Raw genomic sequence first — 21368 nt, forward strand, 5'->3', positions numbered from 1 at the left:
GGGGCGACGGCGGTCCGGGCGGGCCCTCGGCGATACCCCGGGCCGGCCTCGATCCGTGCCCGGCGGGGCGCGCGCTCAGCCCCAGGGCAGCTCGGCCCGTACCTCGAAGCCGCCGTCCGGGGTCGGGCCGCAGGCGAGCTTGCCGCCGGCCAGGGTGGCGCGTTCGGTCAGGCCGATCAGGCCCTGGCCGGAGCCCGGCACGTGCGGGACCTCGCCCGGCGGCGCCGAGTTTCGCACGGACACGGTCAGGCCCTCGCCGGGTGCGCCGGCGACCGTGACCGTGGTCCGGGCCCCGGGTGCGTGTTTGCGGGCGTTGGTCAGGGCCTCCTGGGCGATGCGGTAGGCGGTGCGACCGACCGAGGCGGACACGGTCGACGTGTCGGTGACCCGGCGCGCCAGGGTGACCTGCATGCCCGCGTCGTGCGACTGGGCGACCAGGTCGTCCAGCGCGGCGAGCGTGGGCTGGGGGCGGCCGGGATCGTCGGCATCGCCCGCGCGCAGCACACCGATGATCTCGCGAAGGTCCTGCAACGCCTCGTGCGCGCTCTCCCGGATGACGCCGGCCGCCCTCGCCACCTGCTCGCGCGGCGCGTCCGGCCGAAACTCCAGCGCGCCGGCGTGCACACTCAGCAGGGTCAGTCGATGCGCGAGGACGTCGTGCATCTCGCGGGCGATGGCTTCGCGGGCCAGCCGCTGCGCCTGCTCGGCCCGCAGCTCCGCCTCCGCCTCGGCGCGGCGGGCCCGGTCCCGCAGGCTGAGCATGAGCTGGCGCTTGGCGCGTACGAACATGCCCCAGCCGATGACGGACAGGGTCAGCAGCACGGCGAACACCACGACGCCGAGGTAGGACATCTCGGGGTCCGGGCGCAGTCCGTAGAACACCGGGATCAGCGCGAGTTGCAGGCCGCCCACCCAGGCCACGTACCGGAAGGGCCGGTGCACCGTGAGGGTGAACAGGGCAACGAGGCCGGCGCCGCCGGAAGCCGTGGAGATCAGACCGACGGGGATCAGGACCGCGGCCAGTCCCAGCGGCCACCGGCGGCGCAGCCAGACCGCGCCGCACGCCACGACGCCCAGCGCCAGATCGGCGAAGACGAGGGCGCGAGGCAGATCCGACTGCTCGTCCAAGGAGGCGACAGCGGCGACGCCGACGGCGACGGCCGCCAGGAAACAGCAGACGTCGACAATCCAGTCCCGGGTCGTGCGGCGGGATCGGGTGTGCCTCCCGACATCGGAATCGAGTTCGTCGGCCACCGCGGATGGCAACCACCATCGCCGCGCACCGAACTGCGCCGGTCCCGGCACCATCGTGTCATGCGTCATGGTCGACAACCTACGCACCACGCGTACGGTCGCGCGCCTTCCGTCCACCGCCGTCCACGAATCCCCTGGTGCCGGCTGCCATGCCCTCGTCGCCGCGCGCCGCCCGGGGCCGTGCTCGCACGTCAAGGGTAACGGGGGCGCGTGGATGGAAGCGGTGATCGTGCGGTTACCGGATGTGGAGGGGGGCCGGCGGGGAAGTGTCGGGCAGGCCCGCCGTGTTGCGCCCGGGAGTGGGGGCGGGCGCCGACGTCGGGCGCGGGGCGCCGGACGCCGGCGCCGTTCGAGTGCTCGCGTCCGCTCCTCCCGGTCGCCGACGGTGAAGTCTCCTTCAAGGTCTTCGCACTCCAACACGCCTATCCGGACCGGGATTCGCAACCTCGCGGCGGTGAGCCCACGACCAGTGCGTTCGCGCTCGATCCGACCGCCGAGTACTTGCTCGTCCTGCTCGCGCCGTGCGAACCGCGCGCGTGTGACACGCCCCCACGCGGCCACCATCGGCGCCGGCAAGGTGTTGGAACGACTGCGCCCTTTCGCCGGACAGGCGGACTCGACCCGACCCGACCCGACCCGATCCGCGATCGATCGGCTATATCCTCGACCACGGCCGGCCGTGGTCGGGTGGTCCGAACGAGTCGGCCGACACCGACATCTCCTCGCACCGGTGGGACCGACAGTTGCCGATCCGACAGCCCCACCCAGGATTCGCCGTCTCCCGGGCGCCGAGGTCGCCCTCCGGGGCGGCGGGCCGGATGATCGCGATACTGGTGCTGTGCGCGGCGATCGTGGCCGGAGTCCGGTACGGGACCCCGGCCGCCGGGCATTCTCTCGACACGAGCGGGGCGACCGGGGCGGCGGCCACGACGGCGCGGGCGACGGCCGGGACGGGACCGACTCGGATCGACGTGCCCGCCGGAGTGACCGCGGGGGTGGCGGTGTTCGACCGGCGGACCGGCGTGTTCACCGAACAGCTCGACGCGAACAAGCGATTCCGCTCGGCGTCGGTGGTCAAGCTGCTGATCGCCCTCGACTATCTGTGGAGTCTCGGGCCGGAATACCGGATCCCAGCCGCCGATCGACCGGCGTTCGACCGTATGTTGCGCTCCAGTGACGACGCCGCGGCCTCGGACTTCTGGTCCCGGGCCGGGGCCGACGCGGTCGTCGACCGCATGGTGACCCGACTGAGCCTGGTCGACACCGCGCCGCCGGACGATCCGAACTACTGGGGCTACACCGCGCATTCGGCCGCCGACGTGGTCCGGATCTACCGGTACCTGCTCGAAACCGCACCGGCGCCGGTGCGCGACCTGGTGATGGGCGACCTGCGTGCGTCGACCCGCTGCGCCTCGGACTCCTTCGACCAGCACTTCGGTATCCCGTCCGCCTTCGACCGTCCGTGGGCGGTCAAGCAGGGCTGGTCGGGCTTCTCGTCGGGCGGTTGCGGGCCGACCGGTGCGGTGCCGGCGTCGGCCGGCGTCGACCTGTCCCATCCGGCGCTGCACACCACCGGCACGGTCGGGGCGGCGGACCGGTCGATCGTGGTGGTCCTGACCCTGCATCCGGCGGGCACGTCGTACGGGCGGGCCTACACGGACGTGGGTCGGCTCACCCGCTCGCTGAACGTACCCGGCGCGGCGCTCCCGTCGGGGACCCGGTGTTCGGGCCACGATCCACCCGGGTGGCGACGGACGATACGGAACGGGGGGTGCGCCCCGAAAGGCGAATGGTGGTGCCGCGGACTGCGCGGCACCACCATTCGGCGGGTGACCGGGCCGCCGCGCCGAGCGGGCGGGGCCGGCCCCGAGGGTGCGGACGAACCGCCGGGTCCGGCCGCCCTCGTCGACGTTTCGCTCACGTTGCGTTTCCGTACCGCCCCTTGCCGTGAGCCGGCGGAAGCGGGTGCCGGGCCTGCTTGCCCGGACCCTGGCCTGCAGTACAGCATGATCTTGCGTGACGTCCCCGATCGCAGGTTCCCGAGGCAGGGAGCCTTGTCGGCAGTGCCTGGCGGTCTCAGGCCAGCGAGGCGGCGCGGGCGGGGTCGATGGCGTGCCGGAGCGGCTGGTTCTGTGTGAGGCGGCGAAGTTCGTCGAGCACGAGCCGTCCGAGCCGGTGACGTTCGGCGCCCATGGCGCCGGCCAGGTGCGGTGTCAGGACGACGTTGGGAAGGGTGAACAGTGGCGAGTCATGGGCCGGGGGTTCCGGGTGCGTTACGTCGAGTACGGCGGTGAGGTCGGTCCTGGCCTGCAGGACCCGCGCGGCGGCGACCTCGTCGATCAGTGCACCCCGCGCGGTGTTGATCAGTGTCGCTCCCGGCCCCATGGAGTCGAGCAGTTCCGCCCCGATCGAGCCGCGGGTCTCGGGCAGCAGCGGTGCGTGGAGGCTGACGACCTGACAGGTGGCGAAGAGTTCCTCGACGGGGATCAGTCGCACTCCCGCGCGCCGGGCGGTGTCCGGGGAGGCGACGGGATCCGTGGCGAGGACCTCGACGTCGAAGCGGGAGAGGTGGGCGGCGACCAGCCGACCGATGTGCCCGAGTCCCAGCAGGCCCACCCGTGACCGGTAGGCGCCCGGGACGTCGGGACGGGTGGGGAAGCGGCGGTTCTGCGTCACCTCCCGCTCGATGCGGTGGGCCTGTTTCAGTCCGAGGAGGACATGGGCGAGGGTGAACTCCGCCACCGGCACGGCATTGGCCGCGGCGGCGGAGACGATCGGGATGTCGCGATCCCAGAAGGCGGGTGTGGTCAGGTGCCGGACGGATCCCGCCGCGACGAGAACGGCCCGCAGCCGAGGGGCACGTGCCAGGAGGGCGGCATCGAGGACGGGTGCGCCCCAGCCGGTGAGCAGCAGGTCGACGGTCCGCAGCACACCGGGGTCCGCGTCGAGCTCCTGCCGGGTGCGGGGCGGGCCCTGCCACTGCACGAGCCGGCCGATCTCGGCCAGCACTTCGGGCGGGTAGACGTCGTCCCGGCGTTCCTCCTCCATGACCAACAGGGCTGTCGGTGCGGTGGCCGGTTCGTTCATGTCGGGTTGCTCTCCTCGGCCTGTTCGGTGGTGGACCGGCGGCCGGACGGTCGGCGGTCCCTGCTCGGAAGTGCTGGTAAGCGCTTGCCCGAACCTCGCGGTGGCCTGTGCGCCGTCCGGCCCGTAGCTCGCAGGAACCATACATCGGATCATTGAAATGTCGTCACCGTGACCTTGGATGCCCGATCTTCTCCGTTTCGGTGGCTGTCGTCGAGGCTGAGGCATACCTCGGCCCGAATGCCCGTTCCTGCCGATGCCCAAATTGCGCGAGTAGGAGCCTATTTATAGGGATAAGGCCGTCCGTCTCGTCCGTCGAATCACGCGCCGGGGGCGCCGGAGCGCCCCGGATGAGCACTCTCGTTCGGTCGCCGGAAACTTTGTATTCATCGGACTATTGACCACTTGATTCGGACCCGGTTACCGTCCGTGCAAGCGCTTTCCAGGCCATGTGATGCGGCTGAAACAGGAGTAGTCATGCAGAGATCGCGATGGATCGGTGCGGGGGCCCTCGCCTCGGCACTGATCCTCACCAGCTGTACATCCGGGCCTGCGGGAGTGGATGCCAAGCAGAACTCCAAGGCTCCCCTCGAGCTCTGGACCAGGACGACACCGGGCGGACCGGGGGAGAAGGGCGCGCAGCAACTCGCCGCCGCCTTCGAGCAGGCCACGGGCTTCAAGGTCGAGGTCACGGCCATCTTCGACGACTTCGAGACCAAACTGCAGCAGCGGGCCGCCCAGAAGAAGCTCCCCGACATCGTCATGAACGACGTGACGCAGATCGGCACCATGCACAGCCAGGGTCTGCTCCGGGAGATCGACCTCGGCAAGATCAAGGACAGCAAGCAGATCGCCGAACAGGGGCTGGCGTCCGGGAAGAGTCTGGACGGCAAGCAGTACGGACTCCCGATATCCGCGCAGGCGTCCGCGCTGCTGATCCGCAAGGACTGGCGCGAGAAGCTGAAGCTCGACGTCCCGCGGACCTGGGACGACTTCGCCGCGATGGCCACCGCCTTCACCACCCAGGACCCCGACGGTGACGGCAAGAACAACACCGCCGGGCTCGCGGCACCGCTGTCCACCAAGCGCGGTTACGCCTCCTGGTACTTCTCCAACTTCCTCTGGGCCGCGGGCGGCGACTTCATCGCCGAGACCGGCAAGGGCAAGTACAAGCCGGCGATGACCACCCCGGCGTCGGTGCAGGCCATGCAGTGGTTCCGCGACCTGGGGTGCAAGGCCAAGGCCATCCAGCCCGGCGCCGTGACCATGGACACCCCGCCGACGAACGAGACGTTCGAGGCGGGCAAGGCCGGCATGTACGTCGTCGGCCCGTACCTGCTGCCCCGCTTCGACAAGTCCCTCGGCGCGGACAAGTACGAGGTCGTGCCGATGCCCAAGGGACCCAAGGACGCCACCGTCCTCGCCGAGGGCAGCTCCGTCTACCTGATGGCCGGCTCCGACAACCGCGCCGGCCAGGACGCCTTCGCCGGCTTCGCGGTCTCCGTCGAAGGCCAGAAGAAGGGGATGGAGGGCGCCACCGGCTACACCGTGCAAATCCCGGTCAACACCGCCGTGGACATCTCCCAGATCCGCCCCGACCCGCGCTGGAAGACCTACGCCCAGGCGTACCAGGACTCCGGGCGATACGCGCCCGCCATCCCGAACTGGACGCCGGTGCGGCAGGTGACGGCGGACGCGGTGAACGCGCTCGTGGCGGACTGCGGGCTCGACCTCAACGCCAAGTTGCGTGAGCTCGACAAGCAGCTCGCCGACATCCTCAAGGAGCAGGGGATCGCCGCGTCATGAGCCTTGACCAGGCGGAACCGGCCGCCCTCCCGGCGGCCGGCCCCGCTCCGCGAAAAGTGGGCCGCCGGGACGGCGGGGCCGCCGGTCGCCGGGCGCGCAGCCGCAGATCCGGTCGGTGGTGGACGCCTTGGCTGTTCCTCGCCCCGGCGCTGCTCCTCTTCCTGTACTTCAAGTTCATCCCCATGGCCAGCGCGCTGACCATGTCCTTCCAGGAGGTTCAGCCCTACCTGGGAAACCGGTGGGTCGGCACCGAGAACTACAGCACGGTGCTGCAGTCCCCCGGATTCCGCGAGGCCGCGTGGCACACGGTCGTCCTCGCCGCCGGACAGACTGCCGGCTCGATGGGGCTCGGCTTCGCCCTGGCCCTGCTGATGGAGGGGCAGAGCCGCCGACTGGGATTCGTGCGCTCCGCGGCGTTCCTTCCGGTGGTGGTGCCGATGGCGGTCGTCGCCGAACTGTGGCGGATCATGTATCACCCCACCGGCGACGGCATGCTCAACTCCATTCTCGGTCTGGCGGGACTGGGGCCGTCGGGGTTCATCAACGACCCCGACACCTCGATGGGATCCATCATGCTCACCGGCATCTGGCGGGGAGCGCCCTACGACATGATGATCTTCCTCGCCGGCCTGACGAGTGTGGACCGCGGTCTGTACGAGGCGGCGAGGGTCGACGGTGCCTCCCGGTGGCAACGGGTGTGGTACGTGACGGTGCCCGGACTGCGTTCGGTGTTCTCGATCCTGTTCATCCTCGCCGCGATTCGCGGACTGCGGATCTTCACCGAGGTGTTCCTGCTCACCAACGGGGGGCCCAACGGCTCCACCGAGGTCGTCATGACCCTCATCTACAAGCTCGGGCTCGAGCAGAACCGGCTCGGTGTCGGTGCGGCGGGAGCGGTCCTGCTGTTCGTCGCGACGCTGATCCTGACCATCGTCGTCCAACTGCTGCGGCGGAGGGAGAGCAAGTGAGCGAGTCGTCGACCGAGACCGCGCTGGGCCTGACCGAGAGCCGCAGCGTCGGCGGACGGATCCTGAAGGCCGTCGTCTACCTCCTGGTCCTGGCCATGTTCGCGGGTCCGCTGCTGGCCCTGCTCGTCGGTGCCTTCGGCCACATCAAGGACCCGACGCAACTGAGCATCATCCCCTCGGACTTCACGTTGGACAACTTCGAGATCGCGATCGACCAGGGGGTACTCAAGTACTTGCTGAACTCGTTCTTCGTGGTCGGCTTCGGGCTGCTGCTCCAGGTGGCCGTCTCCGTCCTGGCCGGCTACGCGCTGGCCCGGAAGGTGTTCCCGGGAATGACGCTGGCGCTCGTCGCCATCCTGGCGACGCTGATGTTGCCCGAGGAGATCCTGGCCCTGCCGCTGTCCGTCATTCTCGCCGATCTGCCGGTCGTGCACTTCAACCTCATCGGCACCCTCGCCGGGATGATCGTCCCGCTGGGCGCCTGGGGATTCTCGATCCTGGTGATGACCGAGTTCATGAAGGACGTGCCGCGCGAACTGGAAGAGGCCGCGCGCATCGACGGCGCCGGAGACCTGCGGATCTTCGCCCAGATCATTCTGCCGATGTGCAAGCCCGCCCTCGGCGTCATCGGGGTCTTCGGCTTCACCATGATCTGGGACCAGTACCTGCTGCCCCTGCTCGTCGCCACCGACTCCTCCTCGTACACGCTGCCGTTGGCGCTGCGGACCCTGCGGATCGACCCGGCCGTGACCCCCGGAGTGGTGATGGCGGCCTCCCTGCTGGCCCTGCTGCCCTCCGTGATCGTCTTCCTGTTCTTCCAGCGGTCCTTCGTCAGCGGCCTGTCCTCCGGGGCACTCAAGGGCTGACCCGCGGACCGACCCGCCGTCTCGCGGCCCGCGTCGGCCCCTGCCCGCCCCCGTCCCGTACGACCAGCCCCGACGCGCCACCGAAAAGCCGCCGGGCGCCGACGAGAAAGAGCGATTCCCCATGACCGCGAGCGCTGACACCCCGCAGGCGCATCCGTCCGCGACCTCGGATCCCGAGGCGGGCCCGGAGACGAACTGGTTCACCACCGCCCGGTTCGGCATGTTCGTGCACTGGGGTCTGTACTCCCTCGCCGCACGGCACGAGTGGGTCAAGAACCACGAACGACTGACCGACGAGCAGTACCAGGTGTACTTCGACCACTTCGACCCCGACCGCTACGACCCCGCCCAGTGGGCCAGGGCGGCCAAGGCGGCGGGCATGCGGTACGTGGTCCTCACCACCAAGCACCACGACGGCTTCTGCCTGTGGGACAGCGCCCTGACCGAGTACAAGGTCACCAACACCCCGCACGGCCGGGACCTGGTGGGGCCGTTCGTCGAGGCGTGCCGCGCCGAGGGGCTCAAGGTCGGTCTCTACTACTCGCTGATCGACTGGCACCATCCGTCCTTCCCCGTGGACGGCGTGCATCCGCAGCGCGACGACGAGGCGTTCAAGGCAGCCAACGCCGAGCGGGACATCCGCGAGTACCAGCGTTATATGGACGGCCAGGTCCGTGAACTGCTGACCTCGTTCGGACGGATCGACTACCTGTTCTTCGACTTCTCGTACGCCGAACGCAGTTGGTGGGGCGGCAAGGGGCCCGACGACTGGGACTCCCCGCAACTTCTGCGGACGATTCGCGAATTGCAGCCGCACGTCCTCGTCAACGATCGCACCGGCCTTCCCGGGGACTTCGTCACCCCCGAGCAGTACCAGCCGTCCGGTCCGATGACCGAGAACGGGCAACCCGTGCGGTGGGAAGCCTGCCAGACGCTCAACGGCAGTTGGGGCTACGACCGGGACAACCTGGACCACAAGAGCCCCGACCTGCTGATCCGGATGCTCGTCGACGGGGTGTCCAAGGGCGGCAATCTGCTGCTCAACGTGGGGCCCACCGGCCGAGGCGCGCTCGACCCGCGAGACACCGCGATCCTCGACGAGATCGGCCGGTGGATGCACCTGCACGAGCGCTCGATTCGCGGCTGCGGCCCCTCCTCGTACACCGCCCCCGCCGAATGCCGGTACACCCTGCGCGGCGACCGGCTCTACGTCCACCTGTTCGCCTGGCCGCTGCGCCACCTGCACCTGCCGGGCCTGGCCGGCCGGGTGCGCTACGCCCAACTGCTCAACGACGCGTCCGAGATCATCCCGGTCCACATCGACCCGGACCGGCCCGCGGTCAACACCGAGATGGGCGGCCAGCCCGCCGGAACGCTCACGCTCCAGCTTCCGGTCAGGCGCCCCGACACCCCCGTACCCGTCATCGAACTGTTCCTGGACACCCGGGCGACCCAGGACGCCGGGGACACCCCCCGCGCCACCTCGACCGCCGGCTGATCGCAGGCCGGAACACCGTCCGTACCTCCACCACATCCTCACGGAGGCACCATGCAACGCCGCACGTTCCTCACGGGTACCGCGGCAGGGGTGGCGCTGGCCGCCGCCCCCGTCGGCGGACTGCCGGCCGCGAGCGCGAGCGCGGCCCCGAAGGCCGTCCGCACGCTGGACGAGCTGCAGGCCGCGATCGACCGGGCCCGACCCGGCGACCGGATCGTCGTGGCCGACGGGACCTACACCGTCCCGGCGGACCGCCCGCTCACCATTCGGAACAAGCAGGGCAGCAGATACGCGCCCATCACCATCGTCGCCCGGACGCAGGGCGGCGTGGTCCTGGAAGGCGAACACGGCTTCGTTTTCGAAGCGTCCGCCCACATCACCCTGAGCGGCTTCTCCTTCCGGCAGCGCAACACCCTGGACATCCCGCCGGACTGCTCGCACATCAGGCTCACCCGCAACGACTTCCAACTGGCCGACATCGAAGGCGTGCACTGGCTGATGGTGCGCGCGGACGACAGCACGGTCGACCACAACCACTTCCACGGCAAGAGCACCCTGGGCATCTACCTCGGCATCGAGGGCGCGGGCACCGAGGAGATGGCCCAGCGCGTCCACGTGTACCGCAACCACTTCTCCGACCACACCTTCACCGGCTCCAACGGCGGCGAACCCATCCGGCTCGGCGTCAGCCCCCGGGCGCTGTCCAGCGCCCACGCGGTCGTGGAGTACAACCTGTTCGAGCGGGCCAACGGGGATCCCGAGGCGATCTCGGTGAAGAGCTCGGACAACACCATCCGATACAACACGATCCGCAACAGTTTCGGCGGGATCGTCCTGCGGCACGGCAACGGCAACCGGGTGGAGGCCAACCACCTCATCGACGGTACCGAAGGCGTGCGGATCTATGGCAACGACCATGTGATCGTCAACAATTACCTCGCCGGCCTGGCCGGACGTGCCCTGGTGATCGGCAGCGGTTCGGAGCGCGATCACCTCCCCGGCGAGACACCCGAGGCGCGCCGCGGCAACGACGCCCCCGACCGGATCCTCATCGCGCACAACACCCTGCTGAACAACGGCGGCACGCTCTCCGGGGAGAGCCACCGTCCGCACGAGCCGCGCGACGTCACCGTCGCCGACAACCTGCTGGTCGCGGACTCGGGCGAACTGGTCGCGATGGCGAACACCGTGCGCTTCACCTGGTCGGGCAATCTCCTGTGGGGGGCCGCCGCGGACGGCAACATCCCCGCCGGCGGCGGCACTCGGGTCGACCCGAAGCTGGTGAAGGACGCGTACGGCATCGCCCGCCCGGCCGCCGGCAGCCCGGCGATCGACGCCGGCACGCCGCGCCGCCCGCGCATCACGCACGACATCGACGGACAGCCCCGCAGCAGGACCCCGGACGTGGGCGCGGACGAATACTCCCGCCGGCCGCCGAGGCGCGGACCCCTGACCGCGGCCGACGTCGGTCCCCGGGCCGACTGAGCGCACACTCGCCCGTTTCGACCCAGGAGGCACCATGCAACGACGCACGTTCCTCAAGAGCTCGGCCGTGGCCGCACTTGCCGCGGTACCCCTGACCACCTCGCTGTCGGGCAGCGCATCGGCGGCCGACATCCCGGTCTCCTCCCTCGCGGCGCTCCAGAGCGCGATCAACGCCGCCGCACCCGGTGACCGGATCGTCGTCGCCGACGGCACCTACACGGTCCCGTCGGGCGGCGCGATCAACATCTCCGGCAAGAACGGCACGAGCGCCGCGCCGATCACCATCGTGTCCAAGACCCGCGGCGGCGCGGTGCTGCGGGGCGCGCGCGGCTTCGTGCTCGCCAATTCGAGCAACATCGTGATCAGCGGCTTCGCCTTCCGGCAGAGCACCACGCTCGAGCTTCCGACGGACTGCTCGGCGATCCGGCTGACCCGCAACGACTTCCAACACGCGGACAGCGGCGATCCGTACTGGGTCGTCGTACGGGCGAACGACACGAAGATCGACCGGAACCATTTCCACGACAAGACCACCGCGGGCATCTTCATCGTCGTCGACGGTCCCGGCAAGACCGAGATGGCCCAGAACGTGCAGATCTTCCGCAACCACTTCTCCGACCACAGCTTCACCGGGGACAACGGCGGCGAGCCCATCCGCTTCGGCGTCAGCGGCCGTGCCCTGGCCGACGCCGGCGGCCATGTGGAGTACAACCTGTTCGAGCGCTGCGACGGCGACCCCGAGGCCATCTCGGTGAAGTCCTCGGGCAACACCGTGCGGTACAACACCATCCGCGACAGCCGCGGCGGCATCGTGCTGCGGCACGGCAACGGTTCGACGGTGGAGGGCAATTACCTGATCGGCGGCACCGACGGGGTGCGGATCTACGGCAACGACCACGTGATCGTCAACAACTACCTCAGCGGGCTGTCCGGCCGGGCCCTGGTGGTCGGCAGCGGCAGCACCCGTGACCACACCCCGAGTGAGACGGAGACCCAGCGGCGGGGCAACGACGCCTGCGACCGCGTGGTGATCGCGCACAACTCCCTGATCAACAACACCGGCATGTTGTCGGGCGAGACGCGGGCGTTCGAGCCGCGGAACGTGACCATCGCGGACAACCTGCTGGTCGGCGACTCCGGCAGCCTCGTCGCCATGGGCGCCACCACCGCCTTCACCTGGCAGAGCAACCTGCTGTGGGGGGCGGCCGGCAACGGCAACATCCCCGCCGGAAGCTTCGTCCGGGCCGACCCTCGGCTCGCGCAGGGCACGGATGGTGTCCTGCGGCTGACGGCGGGCAGCCCGGCGATCGGCGCGGCCACGCTCGGCGGCCTGGCCCTGGCCGACGACATCGACGGGGACCCGCGCGGCAGCGTACGGGACATCGGTGCCGACGAGTACGCGACAACGCCCGCACTCCGGCACCCCCTCACCGCCGCGGACGTGGGCCCGAACGCTCCCTGATCGCCCACCGGTGACGGGGCGCCGCACGCCTGAGCGCTCCCTTCACCCGAATCCGTCGGTGCATCCGAAGCGGTCCGCCCGGCCCTGTCCGGGCCGGACCGCTTCGGACTCCGCGGACCACCCGCAGACGCCGACCGCGAAGGCAGGGCCATGACCGAAGAGACCCGACGGAGCGCGGCGGACCTCCCGCGGCTCCGCCCGTCGTCCGAGCCGGACACCGGGCGGACCCGTTTGGGCATGTGCTCGGTCACCTTTCGCCGGCTGCCCGCCGCCGAGGTCGCGCGACGCGCGGCCGACGCGGGCCTGGAGGTGATCGAGTGGGGCGCGGACGTGCACGCCCCCGCGGGGGAGCCGGATACGGTCCGCGCGGTCCGCGAGGTCTCCGACTCCCACGGGCTGGTCTGTTGCTCGTACGGTTCGTATTTTCGCGCCACGCCCGCCGAGTCGGCCGGTTTCCCGGCCGTCGCCCGGGCCGCCGTGCTGCTCGGGGCACCCCGGGTACGGGTCTGGGCGGGTGGCACCGGATCGGGGTCCGCCCTGCCCGACGAGCGGCGCGAGACCGTGCGCTGCCTGCGGGAGGCGGCCCGGATCGCCGCGGACCACGGCCTGGAGCTCGCACCGGAGTTCCACGGCGGCACACTCACCGACACCGTCGCCTCGACCGTCCGGCTGCTGGACGAGGTGGGCGCGGACAACGTCCGCACGTACTGGCAGCCGCCGCAGGACACCCCCGACGAGCAGGCGCTGGCCGGGCTCGTCGAACTCGGTGACCGGGTCACCGCCGTGCATGCCTTCTCGTGGTGGCCGGGCAACAACCGGCTGCCGCTGGCGGACCGCCGGGACCTGTGGGTCGCGGCCCTCGGCCTGTTGGCGGGCCGGGGTCTCCAGGCGCTCCTGGAGTTCGTCCCCGGCGACGACCCCGCGGTGTTGGCGCGCGAGGTCGAGACCCTGCGGCACGCGGCGGGGTAAGCCTCCTCGATTCGACCTATTCGACGTATGCGACGGTGATCCGGCGGGTCACGAGATGTCCCGCCGACCGACCCACCCACCCACGCCAGGACGGCAGGCATGCAGCTCAAGGACGACGACACGCTCCTGTTCATCGGCGACTCGATCACCGACGCCGGCCGCGACCGTGCGGATCCCGCGTCGCTCGGCAACGGATACGTGCACGAGATCGCGCGGACCCTGCGCGAGCGGGCGCACGACGGAGCCGGCCCCCGCGTCGTCAACCGGGGGATCAACGGCCACCGCGTGTACGACCTCGAAGCCCGCTGGGGTACCGACGTCCTGGACCACCGGCCCGCTGTCGTCACGGTCAAGATCGGCATCAACGACACCTGGCGCCGCTACGACCGAAACCTGCTCAGCCCGGTCGACGAGTTCGAGGCGTGCCTCGACCGCCTGCTCGCGGCCACGGCGCAGAAGTCGTCCGCACGGCTGGTCGTCGTCACCCCGTTCCTGCTTCCGGTCGGGCCGGACCAGGAACGCTGGTTCGAGGACCTGTCGCCGCGTACCGACGCCGTCCTGCGGGCGGCGGCGCGCAACGGCGCCCAGGTGGTTCGCGCCGATCTCCTGCTGCCCCGCGCGGCGCAGGACCGGGAGCCGGGGGAGCTGGCCCCGGACGGCGTCCACCCGAGCCCGCCGGGGCATCGGCTGATCGCCGACGCCTGGCTCGCCGAGGTCGCGCCCACCGTGTGACGGCGCGGACGCCGCCGCGATCGAGGCCACGCGGGGCGCCGGGGAGAGCGCGGGTCGACGAAGTCCGCGACCGCGTACGCTTTACGAGCTACGGGTTCGCAAGCCGGGTGCGCCGGGCCGGTGCCGTCGAGTCGCGGACGACCAGCCTCACCGGCAGGGTCATCGGCTTGCCGGTGCGCGGTGCCGGGTTGCCGCGCGAGGACGACAACGCGTCGACGGCAGCCCGTCCCTGGGCGCGCAGCGGGGCGGCGACGGTGGTCAGCCCGGGCCTGACGATGCGGGTCGGGAAGATGTCGTCGAAGCCGACCATGCTGACGTCCTCGGGAACTCGGACGCCGCGCGCCTGGAGGGCGAGCATGGTCCCGATCGCCAGTTGGTCGTTGTAGGCCACGACGGCGGTCGGCAGGTCCTCGCGGAGCGCCTCGGCGGCTTCGCGACCGCCTGCGACCGTCGGCGCGAACGGGCCCACGCGCTGCACCCGCATGTCCAGCCCGGCCGCCGCCTCGCGCAGGCTCCGCAGGCGCATCCCGTCCGCCCACGAGGCCTCCGGACCGGCCACGTAGGCCACCGTGCGATGGCCCAACCGCGCCAGATGTTCCGCGGTCACGAGCATGCCGTGCGGGTTGTCGAGGGTGATGCTGGGGACGTCGGCGACGTCCCGGTTGAGGACGACGACCGGCCGCTGCTTGGCGGTCATCCGGATGGCCGAGTCCGACAGTCGGGTACCCGCCAGTACGAGTCCCTCGACGGCGGGCAACGCCCTTTCCAGACTGGCGCGTTCCACCCGATCGTTTTCCTGGGCGTCGATCAGCAGGAGGACGAAGCCGGACTCGGCGGCGGCGGACTCGGCGCCCCGGATGATCTCGGCGTAGAACGGGTTGGTCACGTCGGAGACCACCAACGCGAGCATCGAGGTGCGGCCGGTGGGCAATCCCGACGCCAACGGATTGACGCGGTAGCCGAGCTCCGCGGCCACCCGCCGGATGCGTTCGGCGGTCGCCGCGTTGACCCGGCCCGGCCTGGCGAACGCCCGGGACACGGTGGACGCGGCCACACCTGCGGCCCGGGCGACGTCGTAGATCGTCGGTGCCTTGCTTCCGCCGGTCGGTGCGCCGTCACGCTCGCTCACCGGATCTCACTTCCGTTCTCGTGGGAAAGCCACAGGTCCGGGCGGCGACGCCCGTGGTCGGACGACGCCATGGCCGCCCATGGGATGGGAAGGAGCGCACTGTACTCCGTTTCGACGCCGTCACCCCCGCGCGGTCGGCCGGCGACCCGAACGGCGCTCCCCTCGCCGGCGGATGGGACCGGTGCCGGTGGCGACGCCGCGGATTCAGGCGGGTTCGGGGGTGAGCGCTCGCGGGGTGGGGGCGCTGGAGGTCAGGCCGGCCTGGTGGGCGGCGGTGCCGGCGGCGGCCAGGACGACGTGGACGGGCAGGCCGAGGCGGGCGGCGAGGGCGGCGGCGGGGCCGAACTCGGGCGTCGCCTGGAGGATTCTGCCGCCGCGGTGGCCCACCTTGACCGGGAGGCGGCTGCCGAGGACGTCCACGAGGGTCCAGCCTCGCTGAAGTTCGGTTTTGCGGACCGGCCGTTCGCGCACGCCCAGGGTGGTGGTGAGGCGGAAGACGGCGTCACGCAGCGGTTGGGCGTCCTGCGGTGGGCACAGGACGGAGAGCGTGTGCGCGGGGCGGCCCTTCTTCATCAGGATCGGGGTCAGCCACGCGTCCGAGGCGCCGGCCTCCATGAGGGATGCCAGCACGCTGGGCCATGCGCGCGGGTCCAGGTCGTCGATGTTGGTTTCCAGGACGACGGCTTCGCAGGCGTCGAAGGCGGAGTCCAGGGGTGTGGCCGGAGCCGGGGTGCCGAGGAAGACCCGGGTGACGTTGGGGCGTCCGGGGGTGTCGCGGCTGCCGGCCCCGATGCCGGTGCGCTCCAGACGCAGGGGTGGCAGGGGGGCGCACTCGCGGGCCAGGGTGGTGAGCAGCGCCATCCCGGTGGGGGTGGCGAGTTCGCCCTCCCCGCCCGCGAACACCTGCCACTCGGCGGCGAGTTCGGCCACCGCGGGGGCGGGGACGGGAAGTTCGCCGTGGGCGGTGGTGACGCGGCCGAAGCCCAACGCCGCGGGACCCGCCGTCAGCTCGGTGACGGCGAGGTCGTGCAGCGCGGCACAGACGCCGACGACGTCGGCGATGGAGTCCCAGGCGCCTACCTCGTGGAAGTGCACCTCGTCCGTTCCGGTGCCGTGCACGTGTGCCTCGGCGACGGCGAGACGGCCGAAGACGGCGAGTGCCGACGCGCGGACCGGATCGGCCAGCGCCGCCGCTTCGATGAGGCGGCGCACCTCACGCCACGTTCGGTGGGCGTGGTCGTCGTCGCTCGGCGTCACGTGGATGCGGGTCGCGCGCATACCGGCGCGGGTGACCTGTGTCCGGTCGAGGCGCACCTCGCCGGGAACCACGGCCTCCACCGCGGCACGTACGGTGCCCAAGGCGGCCCCGCCGTCGACGAGGGCGGCGAGCAGCATGTCGCCGGCGATGCCGGCGGACGCGTCCACCCACGCGGCCCTCATGGGCGCAACCGATGCAGGACCTCGCCGGCTTGCGGCACGACGAGCGTGTCCGGGTCGGCGGCGAGCGCCGCGAAGTCCACCGCGGCGGGGTCCAGATGGCCGAGGTTCGCCCCCCGGACGACGTGCTCGGGAATGCCGGTCGCGAGGGTGACGGTCAACCGGCAGTGCTCGCCGCGCTCTTCGTCGTACGTGCCCGCGCCGCGCAGGTGTGTGGAGTGCGCCAGGACACCCCAGTGCAGGTGCTCGAAGCGGTCCCACTGCTTGGTGAAGTAGTCGCGGCAGTGGTAGCCGATCTCCTCGATCTCCGGGTGCATCGCGGAGATGGTCCGCACGTGCGGGGCGTACAGGATGACCTCGCCGCCGTCCGCGACGACCGGTTCGAGCTTGTAGAAGCCTTTCGCCGCGGTCCAGATGTCCTCGTACTTCTCCGGGATCACGGACACCACCCGCCGCACGGGGGCGTCCAGGTAGCGGACGTGGACCTGCGCGGACACGTCGGCCGCCGCCGACCAGGCCGCCTCCGGGGTCCCGTACGCCATCGAGTGCAGCGCCCCGGTACCGGATTCGACCACCACGCACAGCGCGCGCCTGCGGGTCGGGATCAGCGCGGCCGCCTCGTGGATCAGTGCGCGGACCGGGGTGATGCCGCGCGTTCCGATGATCTCCGCGCTGGTGATCAGGGCGCCGAGCCAGTGCGACAGGTCGATGATGTCGGCGCCCGCGACGCCGGGGAAGAAGTACTTGTCACCGCCGGAGAAACCGACCACTTCGTGAGGGAAGACCGGACCGACGACCAGGGCCACGTCGTGCTCCACGACGGCCCGGTTGAGGCGCACGTCGACCTCCTGGCGCAGCAGCCCGCCGGACAACTCGGCCACCCGCTCGGCGCCGATCGTGCCGACCGAGGCGAACGTCGACGGCTCCCACCACTCGTGGTTGAGGACGGTCATGCCCGGCAGCGGCGGGACATGGGCGGCCAATTCGGCCTCGCCCATCGGCGCGTGCGTACCCAGCGCGACCAGCACCGTCAACCGGGAGACCCGGCCGTACAGCGCCTCGTGCACCGCAGCGAGCAGCAGCGGAAGCGGGCAACTGCGGGTGCCGTCGGGTACCACCAGGCATACGCTCCGGCCGTCGAGATCCTCGCCGGCCAGTTGTTCGGCGACGAAGGCTCGCACCCGGGCCTCGGGGAGGACGGCGCCCGGCCCGCCGATCTGTGCTGTCATGGCGGCCAGAGGACCATGGCCCGCGACCTGGTGCAAGTGCCCACGGCAACACATGGCAACCGGTTGCCGCGCCGGGCGGGCGGCAGCGAACATGCCGTCATGCCAAGCCTCCACCCCGACCGACTGCTTCCCGTCGACCCCGGGGTGCGAGCTCTCACCCGGCACCGGTACGAGACGGTGCGCGACCTGCCGACCCCGTCACCGCACCGGCCCGACCGGGACGAGGCATTCGCGGCGGTGGCGAAACCGGTGAACGTCAACCCGCGAAAGGCCATCGAACTGTGACCGCCCAACCCGCGACCCGGCCCCTGTCCCGCGCGCTCGACGCACGCCCCGCCGCGCCGGTACGCATGCTCCACCTCGGCCTGGGCGGCTTCTTCCGGGCCCATCAGGCCTGGTACACCGAGCACGCCGGCGACGCCGACCGGTGGGGGATCGCGGCGTTCACCGGGCGCAGCACCGCGATCGCCGAGCGGCTGACCGCCCAGGACGGGCTCTACACGTTGGCCACCCGTGCGCCCGACCGCGACCGCTTCGAGGTGGTCGGTTCGCTCACCTCGGCGCACGCCGGCGGCGACCACGCCGCGTGGCTGAGCCACTGGCGGCGGCGGGAACTCGCGGTGGTCACCCTGACGGTCACCGAGGCGGCGTACACCCGCGCGCCCGGGGGCGGCCTGGACACCCGACGCACCGACGTGAGTGCCGATATCGCCGCACTCCGCGCCGATCCGCAGGCCCCGGTGGCGACGGTCGCCGCGCGGCTGCTGGCCGGGCTGGCCGCCAGACGGCGCGCGGGCGGCGACCCCGTGGCGGTCGTGCCGTGCGACAACCTGCCGGGAAACGGCGAGGTCACCGCACGGGTGGTCGGCGAACTGGCGGACGCGATCGGGCGTCCCGAATGGCGCGAGGCGGCCGCGCACGCCTCGTACGTCGGCACCATGGTCGACCGGATCACCCCGTGGTCCACTGCGGACGACGTGAGCGCCGTCCGCGACGCGACCGGACGCCGGGACGAAGTCCCGGTCGTCACCGAGCCGTTCACCGAGTGGGTGCTCAGCGGTGAGTTCCCCGCCGGGCGGCCCCGCTGGGAGGACGCCGGTGCCCGCTTCGTCGCCGACGTCACGCCGTACGAGGAACGCAAACTGTCGCTGCTCAACGGTGCCCACTCGCTGCTGGCGTACGCGGCGCCGTTCCGCGGGCACGCCACCGTCGCCGAGGCCGTGGCCGATCCGGTCTGCCGGGTCTGGGTGCGCGAATGGTGGCACGAGGCCTCGACCCACCTGGACTTCCCGGAAACCGCGCTGGCCGGCTACCGGGACGCGCTGACGGCCCGCTTCGCGAACCCGCGCATCCGGCACACCCTTGCCAAGATCGCCGAGGACGGGGCCCAGAAGATCCCGGTGCGTGTCCTGCCGACGCTCTACGCCGAGCGGACGGCCGGGGCGATGCCGCCCGGCGCGCTCCGCATCGTCGCCGCGTGGATGCTGCACCTGCTCGGCAGCAACGGGATCCCGGTACGAGACGCCGCCGCCCCGGTCCTCAACGCATCACCGTCCGACTCCGCGCACGCCGTGCTGGCCTTCCTCGATCCCGTCCTCGCCGAAGACACCGAACTGGTCGAGGCACTTGCCGCCCGCGCCTGGGAACTCACCTGACCGCGCGGCGACACGAAGGGTGTCCGCACCCGCGACCGGCGGCGCGCGTCGGCCGCTCACGCGCTGCGGATCCGCCGGAGCGCACCCGAGGGCCGCGAACCGTCGAGCCGATCTCGAACAGGAGAAGCACGTCATGATCCCGGGATTGTCCGACCCCGACGGCGAGGCCGCCGACCGCGTCGGAACACTGCTGCACACGCCCGGCCGGCTCGGTGTGGCCTTCTCCGGGGGAGTGGACTCCTCCGTGTTGTTGGCCCTGGCCGTGCGAGCGCTGGGCGCCGACCGCGTGCTCGCGGTGCTCGGCGTCTCGCCCAGCCTCGCCGCCGACGAGCGCACGGCGGCGCTGCGGGTCGCCGCGAAGATCGGTGCGCGGGTGGTCGAGGTCGTCACCCACGAGGGCGACCTGCCGGCCTACCGGGCCAACGGCGTCGACCGGTGTTTCCACTGCAAGGACGAGTTGTTCGCCCGCATTTCCGCGGAGGTGGTCCGGGCGCACGGCCTGACGGCCGTCGCCTACGGGGAGAACGCCGACGACGTGGTGCGAGCGGACCGTCCCGGCGGCAGGGCCGCGATGCGTCACCGGGTGTTGCGCCCGCTCGCCGACGCGGGCCTGGACAAGGCGGCGGTCCGCCGGATCGCCGCCGCGTTGGACCTGCCGTGCGCGGACAAACCGGCCGCGCCCTGTCTGGCCTCGCGGATTCCGCACTTCAGCGAGGTCACGCCGGAGAAGCTGAGCCAGGTGGAGGCGGCGGAACGGGGCCTGCGGGAGCTGGGCTTCAGCGACTGCCGGGTGCGCCACCACGGCGAGGTCGCACGGATCGAGGTGCCCGTCGCCGAGATCGCGGCGCTCGCGGGCGACCTGCGCGAGGCGGCTCTGGCGGTGGTTCGTGCCGCGGGGTTCCGGATGGTCGCCGTCGATCTCGCGGGCATGCAATCGGGTGCCTTCACGCTTTCCCTGATCGGAGTTCGCCATGGCTGAATCGTTCGCCCGTCTCGACCACGAACGGATCGACCGCAGAGGGTATCCGGAGGCGATCTTCTGCGAGGGGAAGACTCCGGACCAGGTCGGTGCGATCGCCGCCGAACTGCGCGAACGCGGCCGGGCGGTGGCGTTGTTCACCCGGGCCGGTCCCGAGCACGCGCGGGCCGTCCTCGCCGAACTGCCCGACGCCCGTCACGAGTCGGAAGCCCGGTTGTTGGTGTGGCCGCCCGAACCGCCCGCTCCGGAGGGAGGTCTCGTGGTCGTGTTGGCGGCGGGCACCTCCGACCTCCCGGTGGCGCTGGAGGCCGAGTTGACCGCCCGCTATCTGGGACGGCGCTGCGAGCTGGCCGTGGACGTGGGCGTCGCCGGACTGCACCGCGTGATCGGCATGCTCGACCTGCTGCGTTCCGCCCGGGTCGTCGTGGTTGCCGCGGGCATGGACGGCGCGCTGCCCAGCGTGGTGGCGGGGCTGGTCGCCGCGCCGGTCGTCGCGGTGCCGACCTCCGTCGGCTACGGAGCGGCTTTCGGCGGCCTGGCCCCCCTGTTGTCGATGCTCAACGCGTGCAGCCCCGGGGTCGCGGTCGTCAACATCGACAACGGCTTCGGGGCCGGGCACCTCGCCGCGCAGATCGCGGCACCCCCGACGGCCGGCGCCGCGTCGTGGGGGTCGGCCGGCGGGGAATGAGCTCCGCCCCGCGGTCGGTCCGCGGCGGTTTCGAGGAGCCGCCCGCAGGGCCCAAGTCGTCGACGGGCCTTGCCGATCGGTGCCGGTGCCCACCCCCGCAGGCAAGCGCTCGTGGCAACACATGACA

General features: G+C 71.6%; 18 protein-coding genes. 13 read left to right on the plus strand and 5 right to left on the minus strand.

Annotation, left to right across the window (positions count from 1 at the left end; genetic code table 11):
* Positions 1–75 precede the first annotated feature (75 nt).
* The gene (locus tag ACFXMF_RS17220) at positions 76–1323 is read right to left on the minus strand and encodes a sensor histidine kinase (RefSeq protein ID WP_379992776.1); all 1248 of its coding nucleotides are present in this window, start codon (positions 1321–1323) and stop codon (positions 76–78) included.
* A 749-nt stretch (positions 1324–2072) separates the two neighbouring features.
* Between ACFXMF_RS17220 and ACFXMF_RS17225 the strand changes: the two genes are divergently transcribed.
* On the plus strand, positions 2073–3392 hold the full coding sequence (locus ACFXMF_RS17225; RefSeq protein WP_380020676.1) for a hypothetical protein: 1320 nt from the start codon (positions 2073–2075) through the stop codon (positions 3390–3392).
* Here ACFXMF_RS17225 and ACFXMF_RS17230 read toward each other — a convergent pair.
* Entirely contained in the window at positions 3331–4341 is a 1011-nt protein-coding gene (locus tag ACFXMF_RS17230) for a hydroxyacid dehydrogenase (protein WP_360309873.1), read from the minus strand. The two genes, ACFXMF_RS17225 and ACFXMF_RS17230, sit on opposite strands and share 62 nt — an antisense overlap.
* A 474-nt stretch (positions 4342–4815) precedes the next feature.
* Here ACFXMF_RS17230 and ACFXMF_RS17235 point away from each other — a divergent pair, with 474 nt between their 5' ends.
* The 8 genes from ACFXMF_RS17235 to ACFXMF_RS17270 all read left to right on the plus strand — a co-directional run bounded on the left by ACFXMF_RS17235 (position 4816) and on the right by ACFXMF_RS17270 (position 14124).
* On the plus strand, positions 4816–6144 hold the full coding sequence (locus tag ACFXMF_RS17235) for an extracellular solute-binding protein (protein ID WP_379992053.1): 1329 nt from the start codon (positions 4816–4818) through the stop codon (positions 6142–6144).
* Positions 6141–7112 (plus strand): sugar ABC transporter permease, encoded by a 972-nt coding sequence (locus ACFXMF_RS17240; protein WP_360309877.1) that lies wholly within the window; start codon positions 6141–6143, stop codon positions 7110–7112. Before ACFXMF_RS17235 ends, ACFXMF_RS17240 begins: the two co-directional genes overlap by 4 nt.
* Positions 7109–7978, plus strand: coding sequence for a carbohydrate ABC transporter permease (locus tag ACFXMF_RS17245; protein ID WP_360309879.1), 870 nt, complete (start codon positions 7109–7111; stop codon positions 7976–7978). The genes ACFXMF_RS17240 and ACFXMF_RS17245 overlap by 4 nt, the downstream gene beginning before the upstream one ends.
* A 121-nt stretch (positions 7979–8099) precedes the next feature.
* The gene (locus ACFXMF_RS17250) at positions 8100–9476 is read left to right on the plus strand and encodes an alpha-L-fucosidase (RefSeq protein WP_379992052.1); all 1377 of its coding nucleotides are present in this window, start codon (positions 8100–8102) and stop codon (positions 9474–9476) included.
* A gap of 51 nt (positions 9477–9527) precedes the next feature.
* On the plus strand, positions 9528–10961 hold the full coding sequence (locus ACFXMF_RS17255; protein WP_379992051.1) for a chondroitinase-B domain-containing protein: 1434 nt from the start codon (positions 9528–9530) through the stop codon (positions 10959–10961).
* Between the two features lie 34 nt (positions 10962–10995).
* Positions 10996–12423, plus strand: a complete 1428-nt coding sequence (locus ACFXMF_RS17260; protein ID WP_360309885.1) for a polysaccharide lyase 6 family protein — start codon at positions 10996–10998, stop codon at positions 12421–12423.
* A 150-nt stretch (positions 12424–12573) separates the two neighbouring features.
* Positions 12574–13392: a TIM barrel protein gene (locus ACFXMF_RS17265; protein ID WP_360309887.1), complete on the plus strand. Its 819-nt coding sequence runs from the start codon at positions 12574–12576 to the stop codon at positions 13390–13392.
* 99 nt (positions 13393–13491) lie between these two features.
* Positions 13492–14124, plus strand: coding sequence for an SGNH/GDSL hydrolase family protein (locus ACFXMF_RS17270; protein WP_360309889.1), 633 nt, complete (start codon positions 13492–13494; stop codon positions 14122–14124).
* Between the two features lie 88 nt (positions 14125–14212).
* On the opposite strand, the gene ACFXMF_RS17275 is transcribed toward ACFXMF_RS17270, so the two are convergent.
* The 3 genes from ACFXMF_RS17275 to ACFXMF_RS17285 form a co-directional block, all read right to left on the minus strand.
* Positions 14213–15253, minus strand: a complete 1041-nt coding sequence (locus ACFXMF_RS17275; RefSeq protein WP_379990529.1) for a LacI family DNA-binding transcriptional regulator — start codon at positions 15251–15253, stop codon at positions 14213–14215.
* A 204-nt stretch (positions 15254–15457) separates the two neighbouring features.
* A complete protein-coding gene (gene larC, locus ACFXMF_RS17280; RefSeq protein WP_379990530.1) occupies positions 15458–16693 on the minus strand; it encodes a nickel pincer cofactor biosynthesis protein LarC in 1236 nt (411 codons plus the stop codon).
* Positions 16690–17919, minus strand: coding sequence for a lactate racemase domain-containing protein (locus ACFXMF_RS17285; RefSeq protein WP_360309895.1), 1230 nt, complete (start codon positions 17917–17919; stop codon positions 16690–16692). The genes larC and ACFXMF_RS17285 overlap by 4 nt, the downstream gene beginning before the upstream one ends.
* Positions 17920–18018: 99 nt before the next feature.
* On the opposite strand from ACFXMF_RS17285, the gene ACFXMF_RS17290 reads away from it, so the two are divergent.
* The 4 genes from ACFXMF_RS17290 (at position 18019) to larB (ending at position 21241) form a co-directional block, all read left to right on the plus strand.
* Positions 18019–18204, plus strand: a complete 186-nt coding sequence (locus ACFXMF_RS17290; RefSeq protein ID WP_379990531.1) for a hypothetical protein — start codon at positions 18019–18021, stop codon at positions 18202–18204.
* Entirely contained in the window at positions 18201–19574 is a 1374-nt protein-coding gene (locus ACFXMF_RS17295; protein ID WP_360309899.1) for a mannitol dehydrogenase family protein, read from the plus strand. The genes ACFXMF_RS17290 and ACFXMF_RS17295 overlap by 4 nt, the downstream gene beginning before the upstream one ends.
* A gap of 133 nt (positions 19575–19707) precedes the next feature.
* Positions 19708–20553: an ATP-dependent sacrificial sulfur transferase LarE gene (gene larE / locus ACFXMF_RS17300; protein WP_379990532.1), complete on the plus strand. Its 846-nt coding sequence runs from the start codon at positions 19708–19710 to the stop codon at positions 20551–20553.
* Positions 20546–21241 carry a nickel pincer cofactor biosynthesis protein LarB gene (gene larB / locus ACFXMF_RS17305; protein WP_379990533.1) on the plus strand — a complete coding sequence of 232 codons (696 nt, stop codon included), beginning with the start codon at positions 20546–20548 and terminating at the stop codon, positions 21239–21241. Before larE ends, larB begins: the two co-directional genes overlap by 8 nt.
* Positions 21242–21368 lie beyond the last annotated feature (127 nt).

The sequence above is a fragment of the Embleya sp. NPDC059213 genome (assembly GCF_042754445.1).
Classification (GTDB): Bacteria; Actinomycetota; Actinomycetes; order Streptomycetales; family Streptomycetaceae; genus Embleya.

What these genes read in the sequence shown, in the direction of transcription:
- ACFXMF_RS17250 (WP_379992052.1), top strand. Translation starts at nt 8,100, where the DNA reads ATGACCGCGAGCGCTGACACCCCGCAGGCGCATCCGTCCGCGACCTCG.
- larB (WP_379990533.1), top strand. Translation starts at nt 20,546, where the DNA reads ATGGCTGAATCGTTCGCCCGTCTCGACCACGAACGGATCGACCGCAGA.
- ACFXMF_RS17225 (WP_380020676.1), top strand. Translation starts at nt 2,073, where the DNA reads ATGATCGCGATACTGGTGCTGTGCGCGGCGATCGTGGCCGGAGTCCGG.
- ACFXMF_RS17240 (WP_360309877.1), top strand. Translation starts at nt 6,141, where the DNA reads ATGAGCCTTGACCAGGCGGAACCGGCCGCCCTCCCGGCGGCCGGCCCC.
- ACFXMF_RS17265 (WP_360309887.1), top strand. Translation starts at nt 12,574, where the DNA reads ATGACCGAAGAGACCCGACGGAGCGCGGCGGACCTCCCGCGGCTCCGC.
- ACFXMF_RS17290 (WP_379990531.1), top strand. Translation starts at nt 18,019, where the DNA reads ATGCCAAGCCTCCACCCCGACCGACTGCTTCCCGTCGACCCCGGGGTG.
- ACFXMF_RS17260 (WP_360309885.1), top strand. Translation starts at nt 10,996, where the DNA reads ATGCAACGACGCACGTTCCTCAAGAGCTCGGCCGTGGCCGCACTTGCC.
- ACFXMF_RS17255 (WP_379992051.1), top strand. Translation starts at nt 9,528, where the DNA reads ATGCAACGCCGCACGTTCCTCACGGGTACCGCGGCAGGGGTGGCGCTG.
- ACFXMF_RS17220 (WP_379992776.1), bottom strand. Translation starts at nt 1,323, where the DNA reads ATGACGCATGACACGATGGTGCCGGGACCGGCGCAGTTCGGTGCGCGG.
- ACFXMF_RS17230 (WP_360309873.1), bottom strand. Translation starts at nt 4,341, where the DNA reads ATGAACGAACCGGCCACCGCACCGACAGCCCTGTTGGTCATGGAGGAG.
- ACFXMF_RS17270 (WP_360309889.1), top strand. Translation starts at nt 13,492, where the DNA reads ATGCAGCTCAAGGACGACGACACGCTCCTGTTCATCGGCGACTCGATC.
- larE (WP_379990532.1), top strand. Translation starts at nt 19,708, where the DNA reads ATGATCCCGGGATTGTCCGACCCCGACGGCGAGGCCGCCGACCGCGTC.
- ACFXMF_RS17285 (WP_360309895.1), bottom strand. Translation starts at nt 17,919, where the DNA reads ATGACAGCACAGATCGGCGGGCCGGGCGCCGTCCTCCCCGAGGCCCGG.
- larC (WP_379990530.1), bottom strand. Translation starts at nt 16,693, where the DNA reads ATGAGGGCCGCGTGGGTGGACGCGTCCGCCGGCATCGCCGGCGACATG.
- ACFXMF_RS17235 (WP_379992053.1), top strand. Translation starts at nt 4,816, where the DNA reads ATGCAGAGATCGCGATGGATCGGTGCGGGGGCCCTCGCCTCGGCACTG.